The sequence below is a fragment of the Methylobacillus draconifructus genome (genome assembly GCF_045984355.1).
GTDB lineage: Bacteria > Pseudomonadota > Gammaproteobacteria > Burkholderiales > Methylophilaceae > Methylobacillus > Methylobacillus flagellatus_A.
Map to the genome: position 1 here is coordinate 771,571 of NZ_JBJQII010000001.1, position 19,320 is coordinate 790,890.

Consider the following 19,320-nt stretch of genomic DNA (forward strand, 5'->3'; position numbering starts at 1 on the left):
GCAGGTTCTTAAGGTAAAACCACGCAATCTATCATCAATGGAATGGTTTAGGGATGCTCGAGATGATGGTTTTTTTTGATAAGATATATCATCTGCTTATTAATTAATTACATTCGATTGATATTAATTATTATTTCCACATGACGTTAAGTGAACTCAAGTTTATTGTTGCCGTGGCGAAAGAACGCAATTTCAGGCGCGCCGCGGAGAAATGCTTTGTGAGCCAGCCGGCCCTGAGCCTGGCTGTGAAGAAGCTGGAGGAGGAGCTGGGCGTCACCATTTTCGAGCGCAGCCACAAGGACGTGGCCACGACGCCGATCGGCGAGCAGATCATTGCCCAGGCCAACCGCACGCTGGAAGAATCCAATCGCATCAAGGAAATTGCGCGCCTGGGCAATAACCAGCTGGCCGGGCCGTTCAAGCTGGGCGTGATCTATTCCACCGGCCCTTACCTGCTGCCCGAGATCATTCCCGCCTTGCGCCATCTCGCGCCGGAAATGCCGCTGGAAGTGGAGGAAAACCTGACCGCCAACCTGGAGGCCCAATTACGCAATCGCGTGATTGACGCCGCCATCATTGCCTTGCCGTTCGATGTGCCCGGCATACGCTGCGAGCCTTTGTACGACGAGAGTTTCGTTGTGGCAGTGCCGGACATCCATCCCTGGGCTGGCCGCAAGGAAATCCACGCGGAGGAACTGGCGGACGAGAAGGTGCTGTTGCTTAACAGCGGCCATTGTTTCAGCAACCAAGTGGTGCTGGCGTGCCCGGAACTGTCGCGCCATGGCGAGGTGCTGCAGGGCAACTCCCTGGAGACCATACGCAATATGGTCGCTTCCAACCTGGGGATTACCGTGTTGCCGTGCAGCGCGGCGGTGGAGCGCTACCAGAACCCGCTGATCAGGACGATCCCGTTTGCAGACCCGGTCCCGACCCGCCGCATGGCACTGGCCTGGCGCAAGGGCTACACCAGGGAGAAAGCCATTGATTGCCTGTTGCAGGCGGTCAGGGCCCTCAAATCGCCTTGTTTGCAATCCATAGCGGAATAATCCGTTTTTAATTCAGCGCAAGCCTGGGTGCGATAACGCGGACAGTGCAAGAGAAACAATGCGTGGGGTGGAATTGGAAACGGAAAAAGCAAAGGGGCCTGGCGGCCCCTTTTGTACGGAGATGAGCAACAGCTTAACGGTTGCAAACGTACATGGTTACTTCAAAACCAAAACGCATTTCGGTGACTTCTGGCTTGGTCCACATGATGTATCTCCTTTAAGTTTGGGGGTAGAGGCCGCACGGTCATCAACCTTACCGCGCAATCCATGGTTCCTATCATATAGCGCGCGCCTTTTAATGCCATGCGCAGCATCATGATCTGCGCCTCATGATTTTCATTAGTATGGGGACGCTGAAAGCGACCTTGAAAGGGCAAACCGGGTTAGTAAGTGACGAACACCCGGTAGCCGGATACCGCTTCGCCGCTGGTGGAGAATGCCAGGTTGACCTGGATTTCCCCATTGGCGGCCAAGCCCGCCTGGATATCCATGCCTGATGGCAGGTATTCCTCCGGCTTGAAAATACGGCGCAGCTTGGGCTGGTCGTCATCATCGGTCAGCGTCAGCTCCAGCATGGGATAAGCCTGCGTATAACTTGCGTTGTTGATCAGCTTGGTGGAAAGCTGGATGACCTCGGGATGCTCGAAATCCTCCTGCAGGTCGGAATCGTCCAGCGCCAGCAATTCCGCGTTGCGCGGCAACGGCACCATGCAGCCCAGCCATAGGCAGGCGGATTCCAGGGCCGGCCGGCTGGCGGGCCAGTATCCCGACAGCTGGGTGCGGAAAAAATAGATCGATTGAGCGAGCAGCGCCAACAGGAGCAATAGGCTGAGCGGCACTGTCAGCCAGAGGGGAAAGCGCCGTTGACGCACGGGTTTGTCCGGGGCGAGGAAGCTGGCGGCAACGGGTTGCTCATCCGCTTCGGGAATTTCTGCTGCCTGTGCGTCTGCATACTGTTCGCTGAATACACCTGCACTGAGGGGTTCCGTTTCAGTATCTACCGATTCCCCGCGGTCGATCTCAACAGTATCCGCCGATTCCGGCTCAGGGGCGCTGATTAATTCCTCGGTAGGGAGAATGTCTTCCGGCCTTGGCGATTCCGCTGTTCCGCTGTCCGCTTCGCGGGAGGTGAAGTTCGTTTCGTGAGGCAGGGCATGGCTTGCCTCTTCCGCCTCAGCGGTAATCTGATCGGGGACGGGCTCCTCGCTTGCAGGAGCGGGTGGCAATGGTGCCAGGGTTTGCGGCTCCAGGATTTCATAGAGCCGCGAGTCGGCATTGAAGAGATGCCGGCATTGACCGCAGCGCAAGTCGCCGCCATGGGCCGCCAGTTGTTCCGGCTTGACGTGGAATCGAGTATCGCACGCTGGGCAGGAGGTCACTAGCCGCATATCAGGTGGTCACCTTCTGCTTCCTGTGAGCAACACCCAGCTATCCATGAAAACAGGCGGGTTCATGTCGAACCACTCCTGGTAGATGGCGCCGACTTGGTCGGCTTGTTCACGCAGGATGCCGGATAGCGCAATTTTGCCACCAGGTTTTGCTGCGCGTGCAAGGGCAGGCGCAAGCACCGAAAGGGCGCTGGAAAGGATGTTCGCCACGACGATGTCGAATTGCTCGCCGGGCAGGTCGCTGGCCAGGTAGAAGCTGGCATCGGTCTCATTCTGCCCTGCGTTGTAAACGCTGGACTGGATGGCCTGGGCGTCGATATCCACGCCAACCACATTGCCGGCTCCCAGCTTGCGCGCCGCGATGGCGAGAATGCCGGAACCGCAGCCGTAATCCAGCACGCTGGCCTGCGGCGTTACCGTGTCGGCAAGCCAGCTCAGGCACAAATGGGTGGTCGGGTGGCTGCCGGTGCCGAACGCCAAACCGGGGTCCAGCACGATGTTGAGGCCGTCCGGGTTGGGCGCATCATGCCATGAAGGCACGATCCACAAGTCATCGCGGATACGGATGGGCTCGAACTGCGATTGTGTCGCGCGCACCCAGTCCTGCTCGGCGATGGTCTCCGTGCTATAGCGGAAATCCGCGATGCCTGTCGCCGCACTGAGTTCCTTTAACAAGGCATCCAGGTCTGCGTCCTCATCCAGCAATGCGCTGACGACATTTTGCTGCCAGATGCCGGGAGGCGGGTCGCCAGGCTCGCCGAAGATGGGTTGCTCGTCCGGTGTTTCGGCATTGGCGTCCTCAATACTCGCAGAGAGGGCGCCAAGCTCCATCAGGGTGTCGCTCAGGAGTTCGGCGTTGTCGTCCTGGGCCTCGATTTTGAGTGAGATCCAAGCCATTACTTGCTTGCAATACCCAGTTTGTGTTCCAGGTAGTGGATGCTGGTGCCGCCCTGGTGGAATGCCGCGTCTGCGAGCAATTCCTTGTGCAGGGCCACATTGGTCTTGATGCCTTCGATCACCATTTCCGACAGGGCGATCTGCATGCGGGCAATCGCTTGCTCGCGCGTATCGCCGTAGGCGATCAGTTTGCCGATCATGGAGTCGTAGTTCGGCGGCACCATGTAGCCTTGATAGGCATGGGTGTCGACGCGGATGCCCGGGCCGCCAGGCATGTGGAAGGTCGTGATGCGGCCTGGAGACGGCACGAAGTTGAAAGGGTCTTCCGCATTGATGCGGCACTCGATCGAATGGCCAGCCAGCTTGATGTCTTTTTGCTTGAAGCCAAGCTTTTCATTGGCTGCGATCAGGATCTGTTGCTTGACGATGTCGATGCCGGTGACCATTTCGGTGACGGGATGCTCCACCTGCACGCGCGTGTTCATCTCGATAAAGTAGAACTCGCCGTTTTCATACAGGAACTCGAACGTGCCTGCGCCGCGATAGTTGATGCGCTTGCAGGCCTCGGCACAGGCGGTGCCGATCTTGTCACGCAATTGCGGCGTAATGCCGAAGGCAGGGGCTTCTTCCAGCACCTTCTGATGGCGGCGCTGCATGGAGCAATCGCGTTCGCCCAGGTAAACGGCATTGCCGTGCTGGTCGGCCAATACCTGGATCTCGATATGGCGCGGCTGCTCGAGGAATTTCTCCATGTAGACCATGGGGTTGCCGAAGGCGGCCTGCGCTTCCGCCTTGGTCATGCTGACCGCATTGAGCAGCGCTGCCTCGGTGTGCACGACGCGCATGCCGCGACCGCCGCCGCCGCCGGCAGCCTTGATGATGACGGGGTAGCCGATATCCCTGGCAATGCGCAAGGTTTCATCGCTGTCGTCGCTCAACGCGCCGTCGGAACCAGGTACGCAAGGCACGCCGGCGGCCTTCATGGTGTCCTTGGCGCTGACCTTGTCGCCCATGAGGCGGATGGTTTCGGCGCGTGGGCCGATGAAGGTGAAGCCGCTTTGCTCGACGCGCTCTGCGAAGTCGGCATTCTCTGACAGAAAGCCATAGCCGGGATGGATGGCTTCCGCATCGGTGACTTCGGCCGCGCTGATGACGGCGGGGATGTTCAGGTAGCTTTGGCCGGAAGGGGCCGGGCCGATACATACGGATTCATCGGCAAGCTTGACGTACTTGGCTTCGCGGTCGGCCTCGGAATGGACGGCGACCGTCTTGATGCCCAGCTCGCGGCATGCCCGCTGGATGCGCAAGGCAATCTCGCCGCGGTTGGCAATAAGGACTTTATCAAACATGGGTTGATTCCTAGCCAATGATGAACAGCGGTTCGCCGTATTCCACGGGTTGGCCGTTCTCGACCAGGATCGCCTTGATCACGCCGGTCTTGTCGGCCTCGATCTCGTTCAGGAGCTTCATTGCCTCGATGATGCAGAGCGTATCGCCTGCGCTGACATTGCTGCCGACATCGACAAACGACTTGGCGTCAGGGGAAGGCGCGCGGTAGAAAGTGCCCACCATGGGAGACTTGACGACATGGCCCTCGATGGCCGGCGCAGTGCTGGCCTCCGCGACGGGCGCTGCTGGTGCTGCCTGCGGTGCGGCAGGGGCTGCGATATAAGGCTGGGCAAATTGGACCGGCGCCTGGCTGCTGGGCAGGTGGCGCGAAATGCGTACCTTTTCCTCGCCTTCGGTGAGTTCCAGCTCGGAGATGCCGGACTCTTCGACCAGGTCGATCAGTTTCTTCAGTTTGCGTAAATCCATGGTTAACCTCTAGATGTATATGGGGTGCCGATCAGGCACGAGTAATGTGGTTGATGGCGTAGTCCAGCGCCAGTGAATATCCATGCGCGCCCAGGCCGCTGATCACGCCGACCGCCAGGTCGGAGAAATACGAGTGGTGCCGGAAGGATTCGCGCGCGTAGATATTGGAAAGATGGACTTCAATAAACGGGATTTTCACCGCGGACAATGCATCGCGCAAAGCCACGGAAGTGTGGGTGAAAGCTGCGGGGTTGATGATGATGAAATCCGCCGGCGCATGCGCCAGTGCATGGATTTTTTCTATCAATGCCGCTTCATGGTTGCTCTGGAAGGTGTCAATGGCAATGCCCGCATTGTTTGCATGCTGCTCGAGCTGGCGATTGATGCTTTCCAATGTGTCCGAGCCGTAATGGTTGGGTTCACGCAATCCCAGCAGGTTCAGATTGGGTCCGTGCAATACCAGTACGGTTTTGGAGGATGGTTGGGCCATGAATGGGGGCGGTTTGACCGCCAATGCAACTTTGATGGCTGCAAGTTTGCCGTAATTTGGGGTATTTTGTCTAGAGAATTGACGAAATTTAGCGAAATTGCTCGATATTGCTCAGTTAGGGAGAAAGGCTCAAGAATTGAACGCTGGCTGCAATGTCTCCAGCAAAAGCGCCTTGGTCACCCGGCCGAAATAACTTTTGAGGATTTTACCATCGGAACCGATGATCACGGTATGTGGAACCACACTATTCAGGTTGCCGAGGGATGCGCTGAGCTTCATGCCTTCTTCCTCGGCTGACAATAAAGGATAGGGCATGGGCTTGCCTTGGGCGAAAGCCTGCATTTTCTCTACATTATCCAGGGAGATGCCGAGCACGACCAGTTTGCCAGCGTATTCCCGTGCCAGTTCCGCGAGCTCCGGCATTTCCTCGCGGCAGGGCGCGCACCAGGTCGCCCAGAAATTCACCACCAGCAATTGCCCTTGCCATTGCGACAGTGGCTGTTCGGTATCCTGAAGGTCGGATGCCTGGGCCGCAAAGAATGGCGCGGTGGAGGCAAACGTCTCGACAGGATGCGCGGTGCGGGGCTTGTCGGCGTATTGCTGGATCAGCAGGATGGCGGCTGCCAGCGCCAACGCCAGCACGAAAAAACCGCGCTTGCTCAAGCCTTTGTTACTGGATGGTGTCATGGACTGATTTTACCGCATTCAACGTGTTGAGGAATGTATTGCTGTTTTGATAGCCGATAACCCTATGATGCGGTATTTCCTGCCCTGCGCTATCAAAGAAGATGATGCCGGGCGGGCCGAACAGGCCGAAATGCTTGAGCAGCGCCTGGTCGTCAGCGTCATTGGCAGTGACATCGGCTTGTAGCAGGATGAATTCCTGCAAGTTGGCGCGCACTTCGGCATTGCTGAAGGTGAACTGTTCCATCTCCTTGCAGGCCGCGCACCAGTCGGCATAAAAATCCAGCATCGCCGGCTTGCCAGGGTTTTGTCGCAGCACCTGTTCCAGGTCGGCGACGCGCTTGATGCGCTGGAACGGCAAGCTGGAGTTTGCTTGGCCCAGGGTCAGGCCTTCCAGCGGCCGCAATGGCGACTTGGCGCCCGAGGCGGCACCGACCACCAAGGCGGCGCCCGCCAGCAGCATGAGCACGGCAACGCCTTTCCAGAAGCGGTGCCAGGCGGTGGCGCTATCGGGCAAGCGGTCCAGCGCCCGCATGAATACGGCTGGCACGATGAGCAGGCTTGCCCAGAGCAATAGTTGCAGGCTGGTTGGCAGCAACGGCGACACAATCCAGACGGCGACAGCCAGCATGAATACGCCAAATGCCTGGCGGATGGCTACCATCCACGGCCCAGCCTTGGGCAAGAAGGCCCCGGCTGAAGCGCCTACCAGCAGCAGCGGAATGCCCATGCCCATGGATAAGGCGAACAGGGCAGTGGCGCCGAGCGCCACGTCCTGGGTTTGCCCGATGTAAATCAAGGCGCCCGCCAGCGGCGCGGCGACGCAGGGGCTGACGATCAGCGCGGAAAGGACGCCCATCGCGAATACGCCGAGCAGATGCCCGCCCGGCAGGCGGTTGCTGGCATTCACCAGCCGGTTTTCGAGGGAATCGGGCAGTTTCAGTTCATAGAAGCCAAACATCGATAGCGCCAGCAAGACGAAGACCAGCCCACTTGCGCCCAGCACCCAGGCGTTCTGCAAGGCAGCGCTCAGCAACTGGCCGGAAAGCCCGGCGGCCACGCCTGCTGCGGTGTAGCTCAATGCCATCCCCAATGTATACGCCAGGGAGAGCCAGAAGGCATGCAAGCGATGCTTACGCTGGCTGCCGACGATAATGCCGGAAAGGATGGGGATCATGGGCAGCACGCAGGGCGTGAGCGAGAGCAGCAGGCCGAAGCCGAAGAACCCTGCGACGATCAGCCAGAGCTTGCCGCTTGCGAGCAGGCTGGCGGCCCGGTCGTGCTCGGCTTGCGCGGGGACGATGGAACCTGGGTTATCCCTCGTGGTCGCATGCAGGGAGCCTAGCGCTATGGTTTGATGCGTAGGCGGGTAGCACAGCCCTTTCTCGCTGCAGCCTTGATAGGTGGCTTTGAGCCTGAGGTTTCCGCCAGGAGCGGTAGCCGGCGCCAGGCGCATATCCGCGGTAAAGTCTTGATGGAACACCTCGGTGCGGCCGAAAGTGGGGTCCTGTTTCCAGTCGCCTTGCGGCAGGTCGAGGTCGCTGACGGCATGCCCGGCAGGCTCCAGTTCGAACTTGATCCTGTCCTTGTAGAGGTAGTGTCCGGGAGCGATCTTGAATGCCGCCTGCAGGCGGTCTGCGTCAATTAATTCGACCTGGAGCTTGAAAGCTTGCTCGGGCGGCAGAATATTATCGGTATCGTTGCCGAGGAACGCGCTGCGACCCTGGTTCAGCCACTCGCCCAATTGGCTGCTGGGCGCGGCCTGTACGGTACCGGCAAGCAACGCGGCGCAAAGCAGCAGGACCGATGCCAGTGTGGACGCTAGGCGTTGCTGTAATGCAGAGTTCAATCCCGGGTTTCCTGGTGTAGCCATGTAAGATAGGCGGGCAGTCCGCCCGTGACTGGGACATGGATGATCTCGGGAAGTTCGTAAGGGTGCAGTTCGCGGATGGCTCGCTCGAGCTCGGGATAGCGCAGGCTGGTGGTCTTGATGAGCAAAGGGATTTCCGTTGCGGTTTCCAGCTTGCCATGCCATTGGTAGAACGACTGGCATGGGGCCAGCAGGTTGACGCAGGCAGCCAGTTTTTTAGCGACTAGCTCGCGCGCGATATTTTCGGCACTGCCCTGGTCCGGCATATTGGTCAGGACCAGGACGGCGCTGCTGTTTTCTAATGATGGAGATTGAAGTTTCATGCGTTTTCTTTTCCTCTTGCTGATTTTACTCGCTTTCCCTATCGCTGAGGTATGGGTGCTGGTGGAGTTGGCTGCAAGATACGGCTGGCTGGTGCTGGCTTATTTGATCGTAGTGGGCATCCTCGGTTGGCGCCTGATCCAGGATGAAAAGCTCACGATGATGGGCCGCATGGCGCAAACCCTGCAGGCCGGCGGCACCCCGTTGCGCGCCGTATTCGGCAGCGCCAAGAACGTGCTTGCAGGGATGCTGCTTATCGTGCCAGGCGTGATCAGCGACGCGATTGCCGTCGTCCTGCTTCTGCTGCCCGGCGGTGCCAAATTGCAGCAAGCCGCCAACGACGATGACGTCGTTTCACGTGAAACCAGCTATCAGGAGCCTCGCCAGGAAGCTGGCAGGCAACGGCAATCCAATGGCGACGTGATCGAAGGGGAGTACCGGCGGGAGGAATAGCCTATGCTAGACTTGCAAACTTTTTCCGGCCTATTGTGAGGCCGGTGCATAAGGTCGGGATTTCTCCATGTCTTTCCAAGTCATTATCAAGCCCAGTGATCGCATATTCAATGTAGAAGATGGCGATACGGTGCTGGATGCCGCGATCGACGCGGGCGTCAACCTGCCTTACGGCTGCCGCAACGGCACTTGCGGCGCCTGCAAGGGGCAGGTGCTGGCAGGCGATGTCAATTACGGCGAATATTTCGACAGCGCGTTGAGCGAGGATGAAAAGAAAAACGGCAAGGCGCTGTTCTGCTGCGCCCAGCCCTTGGCCGACCTGGTGATCGAATGCCGCGAGGTGGCCGGGGAAGGCATTCCGCCTCGCATCATGCCCGTTCGCGTGGAGAAGCTCGAAAAGCTCTCCCACGATGTCATGGGCATGACGCTCAAATTGCCGAGCAATGAGCGCATGCAATTCATGGCGGGCCAGTATATCGAATTCCTGCTCAAGGACGGCAGGCGCCGCGCGTTCTCGCTTGCCAATGCGCCCCATAGCGACCGTTTCCTCGAACTGCATATGCGCCTGGTGCCCGGCGGGCAGTTCACCCAGTATGTATTCAATGAAATGCAGGAAAAAACCATCCTGCGAATCGAGGGGCCGTTCGGGACGTTCTTCCTGCGCGAGGATAGCACGCGTCCGGTCATCCTGGTGGCGGGCGGTACAGGGTTCGCGCCGGTAAAGGGCATCGTCGAGCACGCCTTGCAGCTGGGCATGAAGCGCCCGATGACCCTCTACTGGGGCGCCAGGACCCGGGAAGACCTTTACCTCGATGCCTTGCCGCGGCGCTGGCAGGAAGACAACCCCTTGTTCCGCTATATCCCGGTGCTGTCCGACCCGGCGCCAGAAGATGCCTGGCAAGGCCGCACGGGGTTGGTACACCAGGCGGTGCTGGAGGACCATCCTGACATGCGGGCTTACCAGGTATATTGCTGTGGCGCCCCGCAAATGGTGGAGGTGGCTCACCGGGATTTCCAGGGCCATGGCTTGCCTGAGCAGGAATTTTTCTCTGACGCCTTCACCTTTGCCAACCCTGCGGCAAAGGCTGCTATCTAGACCAATAGTAAGAAGCGGCTGCTTCAGGAAAGTTGGATTTTCCCTTAGCAGCTTTTGTCGGTTTTATTTTTCTTCGCGGCAGAACTGTACGCTCAGGCGGTAGTGGTAGTTGGCCGCATCGCTTTCGCCGCGGCTTTCCAGCAGGCGCGCCAAGGCGAGGTGCGCTTCGGCGGAGGGCTGCACGCTGATACTGGCCTCAAGGTAGCTTTGCGCCTTGCCCCACAGGCTCAGGCGTATGCACATCTTGCCCAGTGAAAGCAGCAGCCTGGCATCCTGCTCGTGGCTGAGCAGCCAGTGCTCCGCCTGTTGCAGCTGCTTATGCGGATTGGTGCTGGCACAGTCGCCGAGCTTGCCGGCAAGCTCGCTGTCCCAGCTTTTGGTCAGGCTCATTTCGATGATTTCCTGTGCCTGGTTGCCTGCGTTCAGCGCGATCAAGGCTTCGGCCGCCATTGTGGCGATACGCGTATTGAGCTTGTCGTCCTCCGGCACTTTTTTCCAGTAGGCCATGAGGGCATTCAAGTCCTTGCCGTGGCGTTCGATCAGGTGCTGATGCGCCTGGTGGCGGATCTCCCTGGCCTGCCAGCTTTCCATGCCATCGTGCTTTTCCAGCTGGTGCAGCAGGGTCAACACTTGTTCCCAATTGTTGAGGCGGAGCTGCACCTTCAATTCAAGCCGCATGGCGGGAACAAATTTAGCCTCTATCTTTTCGATTTTATGCAGTACGTCCAGCGCCTGGCTATAGAGGCGGTCATCGAGCAGAAGCTCGGCTTGCAATAGTAGTCTGGCCACCGCGGCATCGGGAGCCAGGCGTTCGGCTTCGGCCAGATAGTAGTCGCGCTGGCCTTTCTGCTTGAGCTTGTGCGAGGCGCGGGCAGCCAGCAGCGCTGTCAAGCTGGGGTCTTCACCGTAATCGAGCGCCTTGGAGGCCGCTTTCTGGGCAAGCTGGTAGCGGCCCTGGCTCATGGCGTGCAAGGCCTCGAGCAAGGCGGCATGGCCAAGCCGGACGCGGCGGTTTTCCTTGTAGGCGCGGACGTTGGCTGGCAGGTCGCGTGCGTAATGGATGAAGCGCAGCAGCAGGTGCAGCGAGGCGAACGCCATCACGACCAGGATGAGCAGCAGGTTGAGCGACAACTCCAGCCGGTAGGGCGGGCGCACGATGAGCACATAGCCTGCGTTATTGCCCGCCAGCAGCGACACGCCGATGGCGAGGGCGAGTATCAGCAGAATCCAGATCAGTACGCGCACTTATTGACCCCGTTCCAGGTTGACACGGTCGGTGGCACGCTCGGAATTGTTGGCGCGCTCCAGCGTCAGTTTGTACTTGCTGGCCAGGCCCAGCGTTTCGGAGATATCCGGCAACTGGATGACGATGCTGCTGGCCGACAGCTGCTTCAGCGTATCCAATGCTGCAATGGTGCTTTGCTCGCGCAGGTCGAAATAATTCTGGATCCAGTGCTCTGCCTGATGCAGGTCGGCGCGGTAAGCGCTTTCGTCATGCTGCAGCAGGGCTGTCCTCGCGGTCAGCAGGTGCAGCTTGAGGTTTTCGCGAAGGAAGAAGGTCTGGTCGGGTGCCAGCAACGGCGGCTCCGGACGGTCAACGCGCTCTAGGCGGATCATGTGCTTGAGGTCGTCCCAGATCTCGCGCAATAGCCTGCGGAACTGGTTTTCTTCAGCCATGGTGGCCTCAGGGGTAGCGGTTTTCGGGTGGCGCTCGCTCACCAGCGGGAGATTGCCTATGCTCTCCATGAGGTTTTCCAGCTTGAGGCTGATGCCTATGGTGTCGATCTGCGGCAATTCCTGCAGGCGCTGAATATCCTTGGCGATGGCCTTGCGCAACTGGACGGCAGGCACGCTATCCATCTGCTGCAGGCGCGAATCCGCAGTCTGAAGTGCCAGCAACGCAGGCTTGATGTTGCCTGCAAGCTGCAATTGCTGGTTGGCGATCACCAATAATTGCTCGACTTCGGCAATCACGCGTTCGTCGTGATTATTGACCAGTTCCAGGTAGAGCGTTTGCAGGGCTTCCTGCTGGTCGCGCGATTCTGCGAGCTGCTGTTCCAGGCGGATCAGGCGGCTGTTGGCCTCGGAGCTGCGTTCGTCGGCGTTCTTGGCCAATGCCAGGCTCTGCTGGTTGGTGGCATTGAACTGCTCTAGGCGCTGGGTCAGCGTCTGTTCAAGCGAATTGAAGCGATGGCGCGTGTTCAGCCACTGCCAGGAAATGAAGGCAATGGCGGCTACAGCCAGTATCAGGGCGAGCCAGGCTGTGAACGAAGGCTTGCCGGCCGTGTTGGCCGGTGCTGGAGATGTCTGGGTTTCAGGTGGTTGTTGTTCAGTCATGGTTTGCTTTACTTAAACATTGCAGCATGGCGTCGTCTCCCGGCGCCGTAGCGATCCTGACATGCAGGCCCAGGCTGGATGGCTGTTCGGCGATGCGGGCATGGTTGACGCAGATAATGATGTCGCGCAGCCATGCCGCGTCGCCATTGTCGGTCATGGCGAGCAAGTGGCGCATCGCCTCGCTGCTGGTGACCACAATAGTGTCCAATTGCCCATTGTGCCATAGCGCCTGCAATTTTCCTGCATCTGTTTGCGGATTGATGCGGCGGTAGCATTCGGCGAACCTGACCTGGGCGCCTCGGTCGCGCAAAGTGTCAGCCATCAGCTCGCGGCCACCGACGCCGCGCACGATCATGATGCGCTGGCCTTTGACCGCCTGCATCTCGGGCAAGGCCAGCAAGGATTCGCTATCAAACCGATGCTCGGGCTGCAACACGTTGGTGATGCCGTACTGCATGAGCTCTGCCGCGGTGACCGGGCCGATCGCTGCAAACCGCGGCTTGGCGGGCCATTGAGGGAACCTTGCCTGCAGCCTTGGCATGGCATGCTGCACGGCGTTGGAGCTGATGAAGATCAGCCAGTCCTGCATGGCCGCGTCATCCAGGGTTTGCTCGAAACCGCTGTAATCCTGCAGCGGGGCAATGGCGATGAGCGGAAAGCCGATGGCATGCCCGCCAGCGGCTTCGATCAGGCAGGTCAGGCGGGTTGCCTGGTCGAGCGGCCGCGTGATCGCAATATGGCGGCCTGCTAAATTAACCATGTGCCAGATTGACCAATGAGCAATCAGCCATGTGGGAGCTCACTCATGCGCAAGCGCGGCAAGAATGCGGTCAGCACCCCGGGCCACCAATTTGGCAGCCAGCGCCTGGCCCAAGGCTTCGGGCTGGTTGGCGGGGCCCTGGGCCGATTCGCGCAATAGGTCCTTGCCGTCGATGCTGGCAACAAAACCGGTCATCTGGAGCGTATCGCCATGTTGCTGTGCAAAAGCGCCCAGCGGCACCTGGCAGCTGCCCGCCAGGGCGCGGCTCATGCCGCGTTCCGCTTCCACGCAGGCGGCGGTTTCGGCATGGTTGAGCGGCGCCAGCACCTCCAACAGGTCAAGGCGTTCGGCGTTGATCTCGATGCCCAGCGCGCCCTGCCCGACGGCGGGGATGCTGTTGTCGGGATCGATGGATTCGCGGATGCGGGATTCCAGCCCCAGGCGCTTGAGGCCGGCAGCGGCGAGGATGATGGCGGCGTACTGGCCTTCGTCCAGCTTGCGCAAGCGGGTCTGCAGGTTGCCGCGCAGCGATTCTACCTTGAGGCCGGGAAAGCGCGCCTGCAATTGGCTCTGGCGGCGCAGGCTGGAGGTGCCGACTATGCTGCCTGCGGGCAACGATTCCAGATCGGGGTAATCGTTGGAGACGAACGCATCGCGCGGGTCTTCGCGCTCGCCGATCGCGGCCAGGGCGAAGCCGGGCGGCAAATGCATGGGCACGTCCTTCATGGAATGCACGGCGAGGTCGGCGCGGCCGTCTGCCAGCGCTTGTTCCAGCTCTTTCACGAACAAGCCCTTGCCGCCGATGCGGGCCAGGGGCGAATCCAGGATCTGGTCGCCGGTGGTGGTCATGCCGAGGATGCTGACCTCGGTTTCCGGATACAAGGCTTGCAGTCGGCCTTGGATATGTCGCGCCTGCCACATGGCCAATGCGCTTTCGCGCGAGGCGATCACCAGTTTCTTGGGAGCGTTCATCGAATTAGGCCAGCGGGCGTTGTGCCGAGCGGCCAGTTGTTATTGAAAGCACTATTTTAGCATACGGCGTGCCGTGCTCAGGACCACCAGGACCTAGTGCGAGGCCAGCTTGCGCAGCAGGTGGTATTGCCGCCGGCTTACGGCAATCGTCTCCGGTATGTCCTTGAGGATAGCGTGCCAGCCGCTTTCGCCATCGGTGTCGCGTTTTTCGTAGCCCCTGATGCTAGATTGCGCCACCAGGCAATTGCGGTGCAGGCGCAGGAAAAGGTGCCCGAGCTCCTGTTCCAGGCTGGTGAGCGACTCTTCGATCAGGTATTCCTGGTATTGCGTGCGCAAAGTGACGTATTTGAGCTCGGCACGCAGGTAGATGACCTCATGCACCGGGATGAGCAGGATGCGGCCGTGGTCGCTGACGCTGAAATGGGTGCGCGCGCGCTGCAGGGGCCTGAGCGCCTCGACCTGGGCCGGCAGCAATACGCGCGCCTTGTGCAACGCAGCCTCAAGGCGTTCCTGGCGGATAGGCTTGAGCAGGTAGTCGACGGCGTTCATTTCGAAAGCCTGGATCGCATAGCCGTCGAACGCGGTGGTGAAAATGATGGCCGGGGGGCGGGGCAGTTTTTGCGCATGTCCCGCCGCCTCTATGCCATCCATGTTGGGCATGCGGATGTCGAGCAGCAATACGTGGGGCTTGAGCTGTTGCGCCAGCTCAAGCGCCTCGTTGCCTTGCCTGGCCTCGCCCACCAGCGTCACGCCGGGAATATCGGCCAGCAGTTCGCGCAAGCGGTTGCGGGCCGGCGGCTCGTCGTCGGCGATCACGACATCAAGCAGGGCATGGCTCACGATGCGGTCCTCTTGCGGTAGGGAATGACGATGTGAACGGCATATTCGTTGCCGTCCTGGCTGATGTTGAGGCTGGCCTCGGCATCGAAATGCAATTGCAGGCGTTCCCGGATGTTGCCGATCGCCATACGGTTGCCCTGGTGATGGCCGGAGCCGGGCTGGTATGGGTTGCGCAGGCGGATGTGCAGTTCATCGCGCGTGCTGCTGAGCTGGATGCTGACGTTGCCGCCCTCGTCCAGGGGTTCAATGCCGTGGTAAACCGCGTTTTCCAGCAGCGGTTGCAGGATAAGCGGGGGAATCAGGGCATCAGGCGGCATCTCGTCGACCTGCCAATCGATGCTGAGACGATTTTCCAGGCGTAGTTTCTCCAGCGCCAGGTATTGCCTGCACAAGGCCAGCTCCTGGGCCAGCGGCACCAGCTCGCGGTTGTCAGCCATCAATACGCGGAACAGGTCGGCCATGTCCATCAATGCGGTTTCCGCCCGCTTGCTGTCGCTGCGCACGATGGAAAGCACGGCGTTGATGCTGTTGAAGAGGAAATGCGGGCGTATCCTGGCTTGCAAAGCCTGCAAGCGCGCCTCCGTCACCGCTGGGCTCAAGGCGCGTTGGCGCAATTGCAGGTAGGCCAAGATAATGGACGCGATGCCTGCAGCAAGCATAATGCTGCGCATGGGACCGCCCGGCAGGTCGAAATCGAGCGCGCGGACAGCCACCATGTGCGCCAGCAGGCTGAAGGCCGCCGGCAGCAACAATGCAATGGCGTAGCCGCCGACGGCACCGAGCCGGGCCAGCCATGGCTGCAACGCGTACAAGGCCAGCAGGCTTGCCAGGAGCACGGGCTGAATGAAGGCGCACCAGCGCGTGAAGCCTGGCAGCCAGTCTGCCAGTGTGGATGTGGCCGCCAATGAGGCGAACAGGCCCATCAGGTTGGCGACGACGAGGATGCGCAGGCAGATGCCGAGATTGCGGAAGTCGGGAGACTTCGCGGAATGAATGGCGTTTTGCTTTATAATAGCCATGGTTTAGCGCACTATTTCCACACTTATCGGTATCGTGAGTTCATCACGCAACATCATGACAGAAAAGTCCAATCACTTGAATCAAACCCCTTCCAAAACCTGGTCCGGCCGCTTCAACGAGCCTGTGGCCGAGCTGGTCAAACAATATACCGCTTCCGTGGGCTTCGACTACCGGCTGGCCGAATACGACATCCAAGGATCGCTGGCGCATTCGCGCATGCTCGGCGCCCAGGGCATCATCAGCCAGGATGACGTGACCAAGATAGAACAGGGCCTGGGCGAGATTCTGGAAGAGATCCGCAATGGCGAGTTCACTTGGTTGCTGGACCTTGAAGATGTACACCTCAATATCGAGAAACGCCTGACGGACAAGATCGGCGATGCGGGTAAGCGCTTGCATACCGGGCGCTCCCGCAACGACCAGGTGGCGACCGATATCCGCCTCTGGCTGCGTGCGATGGTGGACGATGCGCTGGGCCGCGTGCGCAAATTGCAGGCCTCACTGGTGGAGCTGGCGGAACAGCATGCCGATACCGTGATGCCCGGCTTCACGCATTTGCAGGTGGCGCAGCCCGTGACGTTCGGCCATCACCTGCTGGCCTATTTCGAGATGCTGCAGCGCGATGCGGAGCGCCTGGCGGATGCCCGCAAGCGTATCAACCGCCTGCCGTTGGGTGCGGCGGCGCTCGCGGGCACCAGCTATCCCATAGACCGTGAGCGTGTCGCGCATGAGCTCGGTTTCGAGGCGGTGTGCGAGAACTCGCTGGACGCGGTATCCGACCGCGATTTCGCGATCGAATTCACCGCGGCGGCGGCATTGATCATGACGCATTTGTCCCGCCTCTCGGAAGAGCTGATTCTCTGGTCCAGTCCGCGCTTCGGCTTCGTCGACATTGCCGACCGCTTCTGCACCGGCTCATCCATCATGCCGCAGAAGAAAAACCCGGACGTGCCGGAGCTGGTGCGCGGCAAGACCGGGCGTGTCAACGGACACCTGGTCGCGTTGCTGACCCTGATGAAGAGCCAGCCGCTGGCCTACAACAAGGATAACCAGGAAGACAAGGAGCCGCTGTTCGACACGGTCGATACCTTGTTGGTGACGCTGGAAATCTATGCGGACATGCTGCGCGGGATCAAGGTCAACAAGGATGCGATGCGCTTGGCAGCGGCAGAGGGGTTTGCCACAGCGACCGACCTGGCCGACTACCTGGTGAAGAAGGGCATGCCGTTCCGCGATGCGCACGAAGTGGTGGCGCTGGCGGTGCGCCATGCGGTGGAACAGGGCTGCGACCTGGCCGACCTCTCCTTGCCGCAATTGCAGAAATTCAGTTCCCAGATTGGCGAAGACGTATATGGGGTATTGACGCTGGAAGGCTCGCTGGCAAGCCGCAACCATCGCGGCGGCACGGCGCCTGCCCAGGTGCGCGAGGCACTGAGGCGTGCCCGGAGCTTGCTCGGCTAAGAGCTGCTAACAAAACTCTCCTGCCGTCGTTGCTCTGCCTTGCCGTACTAGTTGTACTGTCAGCGGCAGAGCGCCTAGCCAGGATCGCTGCGCTGAGTTTTGTTAGCCTCTCTAAATGCCTGGCGATTGGCGAAAAGCCCCGCAATGCGGGGCTTTTTCATGTCTTGTTTGTTGCCTACTGCCCAGCCGGCTGGTCCAGCGTGCTTGCGCCAATCACCCGGTTGCGTCCGCTGTTCTTCGCCCGGTACAAGGCCTGGTCGGTACGCCCGATAATGGCGTCGGCCGGCTCGCTTTCCCGGCGTTCGGCTACGCCGGCGCTGAAGGTAATGAGGATGTGGCTGTCGTTGTGCAGGAAGATATTGCGTGTCAGCTCGCGCTGCGCGCGCGTGATGACGCTGATCGCGTCCTGTTCCACGGTGCCCGGCAGCAGGATGATGAATTCCTCGCCGCCATAACGCGCGATCACGTCCGTCGTGCGTAGCGATTCCTTGATGACGGAGGCGAGGTGGGCCAACGCCTGGTCGCCGGTGGCATGGCCCAGGTTGTCATTGATCTGCTTGAAATGGTCGATATCCATCATGGCGATGCTGAGCGGCATGCCGAACCGGTCTGCCCGGTTGAACTCCCTGACCAACGCCTCATCCATCCCGCGGCGGTTCAGGGTGCCGGTCAGGTAATCTTCATGCGCGATTTCATTGATGTGGTCGAGCTGCAAGGTCAGTTCGTAGATTTGCTTTTCCGCTTCCCGCACCTTGTTTTCCGCCTCCATGATCTCGTTGCGCGAATGCTGCGTGATGCTGCTGACGATCTGGGTATCCTCGAGCAAGCGGCTTAACACTTGGTTAAGGTCCTCTATCTCGTCGCTATGGCTGATTTCCTCGCGGTAATGTTTCAGCTTGGTTTGGTAGTCATCGGTCGCCAGGGTGATTTCCGCCAACTGCGCCACGAATATCTCCGCCATTTTCTTCAGCGTCTTCTTGGCCTCGATCAGCCCGGGCCGCAGTTGGCCCTGCATGAAGATGAGGTCCTTGAGCGTGTCTTCCGCCTTGGACAAGGAGTCCATGTTCAACGGCTGGGTCAGTATCTCGCGTACTGCTGCTGTCGGGCCCTGCAGCCATTGCTCTTCCAGCACCAGGGCCTCCATACTCACGACCAGCAGGCGCAGCAGTTGCAGCAGGCGCAATTGCAGCTGGCTCTGGGTGTCCAGGTGCATTTCCAGGCTGAACAGGATATTTTTCAGCGCCGTTTCCAGCGCCAGAATCTCCTCCCGGCTCTGCGCCTGTTGTGCCTCTTGCAGCAAGGCGTTTGCACGCGCCTGGGCATCCGGCACTTCCTGCAGTTGCGGCACCACCACCAAGTCCAGCGTCTTGACCAGCATATTGCGCCAGAGCGTGACGACGTCGGCCTGGTCATGGTTGGCGCCGCCTGGGTTTGGAGGAACGGGGTGTTTGTTGTCGGGCGTCGACAGGTTTGCCAGCAGCTCACGCAGCGCATTTTCCAGGCCAGCCCAGTTCTGCGCTTCAAGCTGCTTGAGAATATGGTTGATGCCGGAGCTGTGGCGAGGCTGTTGCGCGCCGACTTCCTTCAGCACGTTGCTCAACAGTTGGCTGATGGTCAATGAGTTGTCCGTTGCGGCATGGCCGTCAATGGCGTTATAGACTTTGCGGTAGTTGTCCGGTGTTGGCGCTATCCGGCTTTTGGCAAGCTGGATAAGGGTTTGTCGTGCAGTTTCAACGGACTTGTTATGTTGATCCATAGCTGACCCAAATTGTGTCGGTTTCCCTGAGATTCCGGGTGAGCTTGGCAACTTTCATCGCAACTTCATCCCCATGCTGATTGCTCTGCGCTTCCAGAATCGCTGTATTGTAAT

At 59.8% G+C, this 19,320-nt stretch carries 20 protein-coding genes; 4 read left to right on the forward strand and 16 right to left on the reverse strand.

What is annotated here, in order from left to right; all coding sequences use genetic code 11:
- The first annotated feature begins 140 nt into the window (after positions 1 to 140).
- On the forward strand, positions 141 to 1,046 hold the full coding sequence (locus ACJSDX_RS03540) for a hydrogen peroxide-inducible genes activator (RefSeq protein WP_309566011.1): 906 nt from the start codon (positions 141 to 143) through the stop codon (positions 1,044 to 1,046).
- Positions 1,047 to 1,179: 133 nt separating this feature from the next.
- Here the strand turns inward: ACJSDX_RS03540 and pqqA are convergent, their stop codons facing one another.
- The 9 genes from pqqA to cutA form a co-directional block, all read right to left on the reverse strand.
- Positions 1,180 to 1,251 carry a pyrroloquinoline quinone precursor peptide PqqA gene (gene pqqA / locus ACJSDX_RS03545; protein ID WP_081774944.1) on the reverse strand — a complete coding sequence of 24 codons (72 nt, stop codon included), beginning with the start codon at positions 1,249 to 1,251 and terminating at the stop codon, positions 1,180 to 1,182.
- 178 nt (positions 1,252 to 1,429) lie between these two features.
- Positions 1,430 to 2,434 carry a zinc-ribbon and DUF3426 domain-containing protein gene (locus tag ACJSDX_RS03550; RefSeq protein ID WP_407993509.1) on the reverse strand — a complete coding sequence of 335 codons (1,005 nt, stop codon included), beginning with the start codon at positions 2,432 to 2,434 and terminating at the stop codon, positions 1,430 to 1,432.
- 9 nt (positions 2,435 to 2,443) lie between these two features.
- Entirely contained in the window at positions 2,444 to 3,331 is an 888-nt protein-coding gene (gene prmA, locus ACJSDX_RS03555) for a 50S ribosomal protein L11 methyltransferase (RefSeq protein WP_407993510.1), read from the reverse strand.
- Positions 3,331 to 4,680 carry an acetyl-CoA carboxylase biotin carboxylase subunit gene (gene accC / locus ACJSDX_RS03560; RefSeq protein ID WP_309566014.1) on the reverse strand — a complete coding sequence of 450 codons (1,350 nt, stop codon included), beginning with the start codon at positions 4,678 to 4,680 and terminating at the stop codon, positions 3,331 to 3,333. Before accC ends, prmA begins: the two co-directional genes overlap by 1 nt.
- A gap of 10 nt (positions 4,681 to 4,690) precedes the next feature.
- Positions 4,691 to 5,146: an acetyl-CoA carboxylase biotin carboxyl carrier protein gene (accB, locus tag ACJSDX_RS03565; protein WP_407993511.1), complete on the reverse strand. Its 456-nt coding sequence runs from the start codon at positions 5,144 to 5,146 to the stop codon at positions 4,691 to 4,693.
- A gap of 31 nt (positions 5,147 to 5,177) precedes the next feature.
- Entirely contained in the window at positions 5,178 to 5,636 is a 459-nt protein-coding gene (aroQ, locus tag ACJSDX_RS03570) for a type II 3-dehydroquinate dehydratase (RefSeq protein WP_309566016.1), read from the reverse strand.
- A 129-nt stretch (positions 5,637 to 5,765) separates the two neighbouring features.
- Positions 5,766 to 6,323 (reverse strand): TlpA family protein disulfide reductase, encoded by a 558-nt coding sequence (locus ACJSDX_RS03575; RefSeq protein WP_407993512.1) that lies wholly within the window; start codon positions 6,321 to 6,323, stop codon positions 5,766 to 5,768.
- Complete coding sequence (gene dsbD / locus ACJSDX_RS03580) at positions 6,307 to 8,169, reverse strand: protein-disulfide reductase DsbD (RefSeq protein WP_407993513.1); 1,863 nt, start codon at positions 8,167 to 8,169, stop codon at positions 6,307 to 6,309. Before dsbD ends, ACJSDX_RS03575 begins: the two co-directional genes overlap by 17 nt.
- Positions 8,166 to 8,513 (reverse strand): divalent-cation tolerance protein CutA, encoded by a 348-nt coding sequence (gene cutA, locus ACJSDX_RS03585; protein WP_407993514.1) that lies wholly within the window; start codon positions 8,511 to 8,513, stop codon positions 8,166 to 8,168. The genes dsbD and cutA overlap by 4 nt, the downstream gene beginning before the upstream one ends.
- On the opposite strand from cutA, the gene ACJSDX_RS03590 reads away from it, so the two are divergent.
- Complete coding sequence (locus ACJSDX_RS03590) at positions 8,512 to 8,964, forward strand: FxsA family protein (protein WP_309566020.1); 453 nt, start codon at positions 8,512 to 8,514, stop codon at positions 8,962 to 8,964. The genes cutA and ACJSDX_RS03590 overlap by 2 nt on opposite strands.
- Positions 8,965 to 9,031: 67 nt before the next feature.
- Complete coding sequence (locus ACJSDX_RS03595; protein ID WP_407993515.1) at positions 9,032 to 10,060, forward strand: CDP-6-deoxy-delta-3,4-glucoseen reductase; 1,029 nt, start codon at positions 9,032 to 9,034, stop codon at positions 10,058 to 10,060.
- 63 nt (positions 10,061 to 10,123) lie between these two features.
- Here ACJSDX_RS03595 and ACJSDX_RS03600 read toward each other — a convergent pair whose 3' ends face one another.
- The 6 genes from ACJSDX_RS03600 to ACJSDX_RS03625 all read right to left on the reverse strand — a co-directional run bounded on the left by ACJSDX_RS03600 (position 10,124) and on the right by ACJSDX_RS03625 (position 15,988).
- Positions 10,124 to 11,305, reverse strand: coding sequence for a heme biosynthesis HemY N-terminal domain-containing protein (locus tag ACJSDX_RS03600; protein ID WP_407993516.1), 1,182 nt, complete (start codon positions 11,303 to 11,305; stop codon positions 10,124 to 10,126).
- The gene (locus ACJSDX_RS03605; protein WP_309566023.1) at positions 11,306 to 12,397 is read right to left on the reverse strand and encodes a uroporphyrinogen-III C-methyltransferase; all 1,092 of its coding nucleotides are present in this window, start codon (positions 12,395 to 12,397) and stop codon (positions 11,306 to 11,308) included.
- A complete protein-coding gene (locus tag ACJSDX_RS03610; RefSeq protein ID WP_407993517.1) occupies positions 12,390 to 13,157 on the reverse strand; it encodes a uroporphyrinogen-III synthase in 768 nt (255 codons plus the stop codon). Before ACJSDX_RS03610 ends, ACJSDX_RS03605 begins: the two co-directional genes overlap by 8 nt.
- A 39-nt stretch (positions 13,158 to 13,196) precedes the next feature.
- Positions 13,197 to 14,129 carry a hydroxymethylbilane synthase gene (gene hemC / locus ACJSDX_RS03615; protein ID WP_407993518.1) on the reverse strand — a complete coding sequence of 311 codons (933 nt, stop codon included), beginning with the start codon at positions 14,127 to 14,129 and terminating at the stop codon, positions 13,197 to 13,199.
- Between the two features lie 93 nt (positions 14,130 to 14,222).
- Positions 14,223 to 14,969 carry a LytR/AlgR family response regulator transcription factor gene (locus ACJSDX_RS03620; protein ID WP_407993519.1) on the reverse strand — a complete coding sequence of 249 codons (747 nt, stop codon included), beginning with the start codon at positions 14,967 to 14,969 and terminating at the stop codon, positions 14,223 to 14,225.
- Positions 14,966 to 15,988 (reverse strand): sensor histidine kinase, encoded by a 1,023-nt coding sequence (locus tag ACJSDX_RS03625; RefSeq protein ID WP_407993520.1) that lies wholly within the window; start codon positions 15,986 to 15,988, stop codon positions 14,966 to 14,968. Before ACJSDX_RS03625 ends, ACJSDX_RS03620 begins: the two co-directional genes overlap by 4 nt.
- A 55-nt stretch (positions 15,989 to 16,043) precedes the next feature.
- Here ACJSDX_RS03625 and argH point away from each other — a divergent pair, with 55 nt between their 5' ends.
- Positions 16,044 to 17,450: an argininosuccinate lyase gene (gene argH, locus ACJSDX_RS03630; protein WP_407993521.1), complete on the forward strand. Its 1,407-nt coding sequence runs from the start codon at positions 16,044 to 16,046 to the stop codon at positions 17,448 to 17,450.
- Between the two features lie 175 nt (positions 17,451 to 17,625).
- Here the strand turns inward: argH and ACJSDX_RS03635 are convergent, their stop codons facing one another.
- Positions 17,626 to 19,206 (reverse strand): GGDEF domain-containing protein, encoded by a 1,581-nt coding sequence (locus ACJSDX_RS03635; protein ID WP_407993522.1) that lies wholly within the window; start codon positions 19,204 to 19,206, stop codon positions 17,626 to 17,628.
- Positions 19,207 to 19,320 lie beyond the last annotated feature (114 nt).

Excerpts from the sequence above, each read along its gene's own strand:
- ACJSDX_RS03550 (WP_407993509.1), bottom strand. The coding sequence starts at position 2,434 with ATGCGGCTAGTGACCTCCTGCCCAGCGTGCGATACTCGATTCCACGTC.
- prmA (WP_407993510.1), bottom strand. The coding sequence starts at position 3,331 with ATGGCTTGGATCTCACTCAAAATCGAGGCCCAGGACGACAACGCCGAA.
- accC (WP_309566014.1), bottom strand. The coding sequence starts at position 4,680 with ATGTTTGATAAAGTCCTTATTGCCAACCGCGGCGAGATTGCCTTGCGC.
- ACJSDX_RS03610 (WP_407993517.1), bottom strand. The coding sequence starts at position 13,157 with ATGGTTAATTTAGCAGGCCGCCATATTGCGATCACGCGGCCGCTCGAC.
- ACJSDX_RS03575 (WP_407993512.1), bottom strand. The coding sequence starts at position 6,323 with ATGACACCATCCAGTAACAAAGGCTTGAGCAAGCGCGGTTTTTTCGTG.
- ACJSDX_RS03605 (WP_309566023.1), bottom strand. The coding sequence starts at position 12,397 with ATGACTGAACAACAACCACCTGAAACCCAGACATCTCCAGCACCGGCC.
- ACJSDX_RS03595 (WP_407993515.1), top strand. The coding sequence starts at position 9,032 with ATGTCTTTCCAAGTCATTATCAAGCCCAGTGATCGCATATTCAATGTA.
- ACJSDX_RS03540 (WP_309566011.1), top strand. The coding sequence starts at position 141 with ATGACGTTAAGTGAACTCAAGTTTATTGTTGCCGTGGCGAAAGAACGC.
- ACJSDX_RS03635 (WP_407993522.1), bottom strand. The coding sequence starts at position 19,206 with ATGGATCAACATAACAAGTCCGTTGAAACTGCACGACAAACCCTTATC.
- ACJSDX_RS03590 (WP_309566020.1), top strand. The coding sequence starts at position 8,512 with ATGCGTTTTCTTTTCCTCTTGCTGATTTTACTCGCTTTCCCTATCGCT.
- argH (WP_407993521.1), top strand. The coding sequence starts at position 16,044 with ATGACAGAAAAGTCCAATCACTTGAATCAAACCCCTTCCAAAACCTGG.
- ACJSDX_RS03625 (WP_407993520.1), bottom strand. The coding sequence starts at position 15,988 with ATGGCTATTATAAAGCAAAACGCCATTCATTCCGCGAAGTCTCCCGAC.
- accB (WP_407993511.1), bottom strand. The coding sequence starts at position 5,146 with ATGGATTTACGCAAACTGAAGAAACTGATCGACCTGGTCGAAGAGTCC.
- hemC (WP_407993518.1), bottom strand. The coding sequence starts at position 14,129 with ATGAACGCTCCCAAGAAACTGGTGATCGCCTCGCGCGAAAGCGCATTG.
- aroQ (WP_309566016.1), bottom strand. The coding sequence starts at position 5,636 with ATGGCCCAACCATCCTCCAAAACCGTACTGGTATTGCACGGACCCAAT.
- cutA (WP_407993514.1), bottom strand. The coding sequence starts at position 8,513 with ATGAAACTTCAATCTCCATCATTAGAAAACAGCAGCGCCGTCCTGGTC.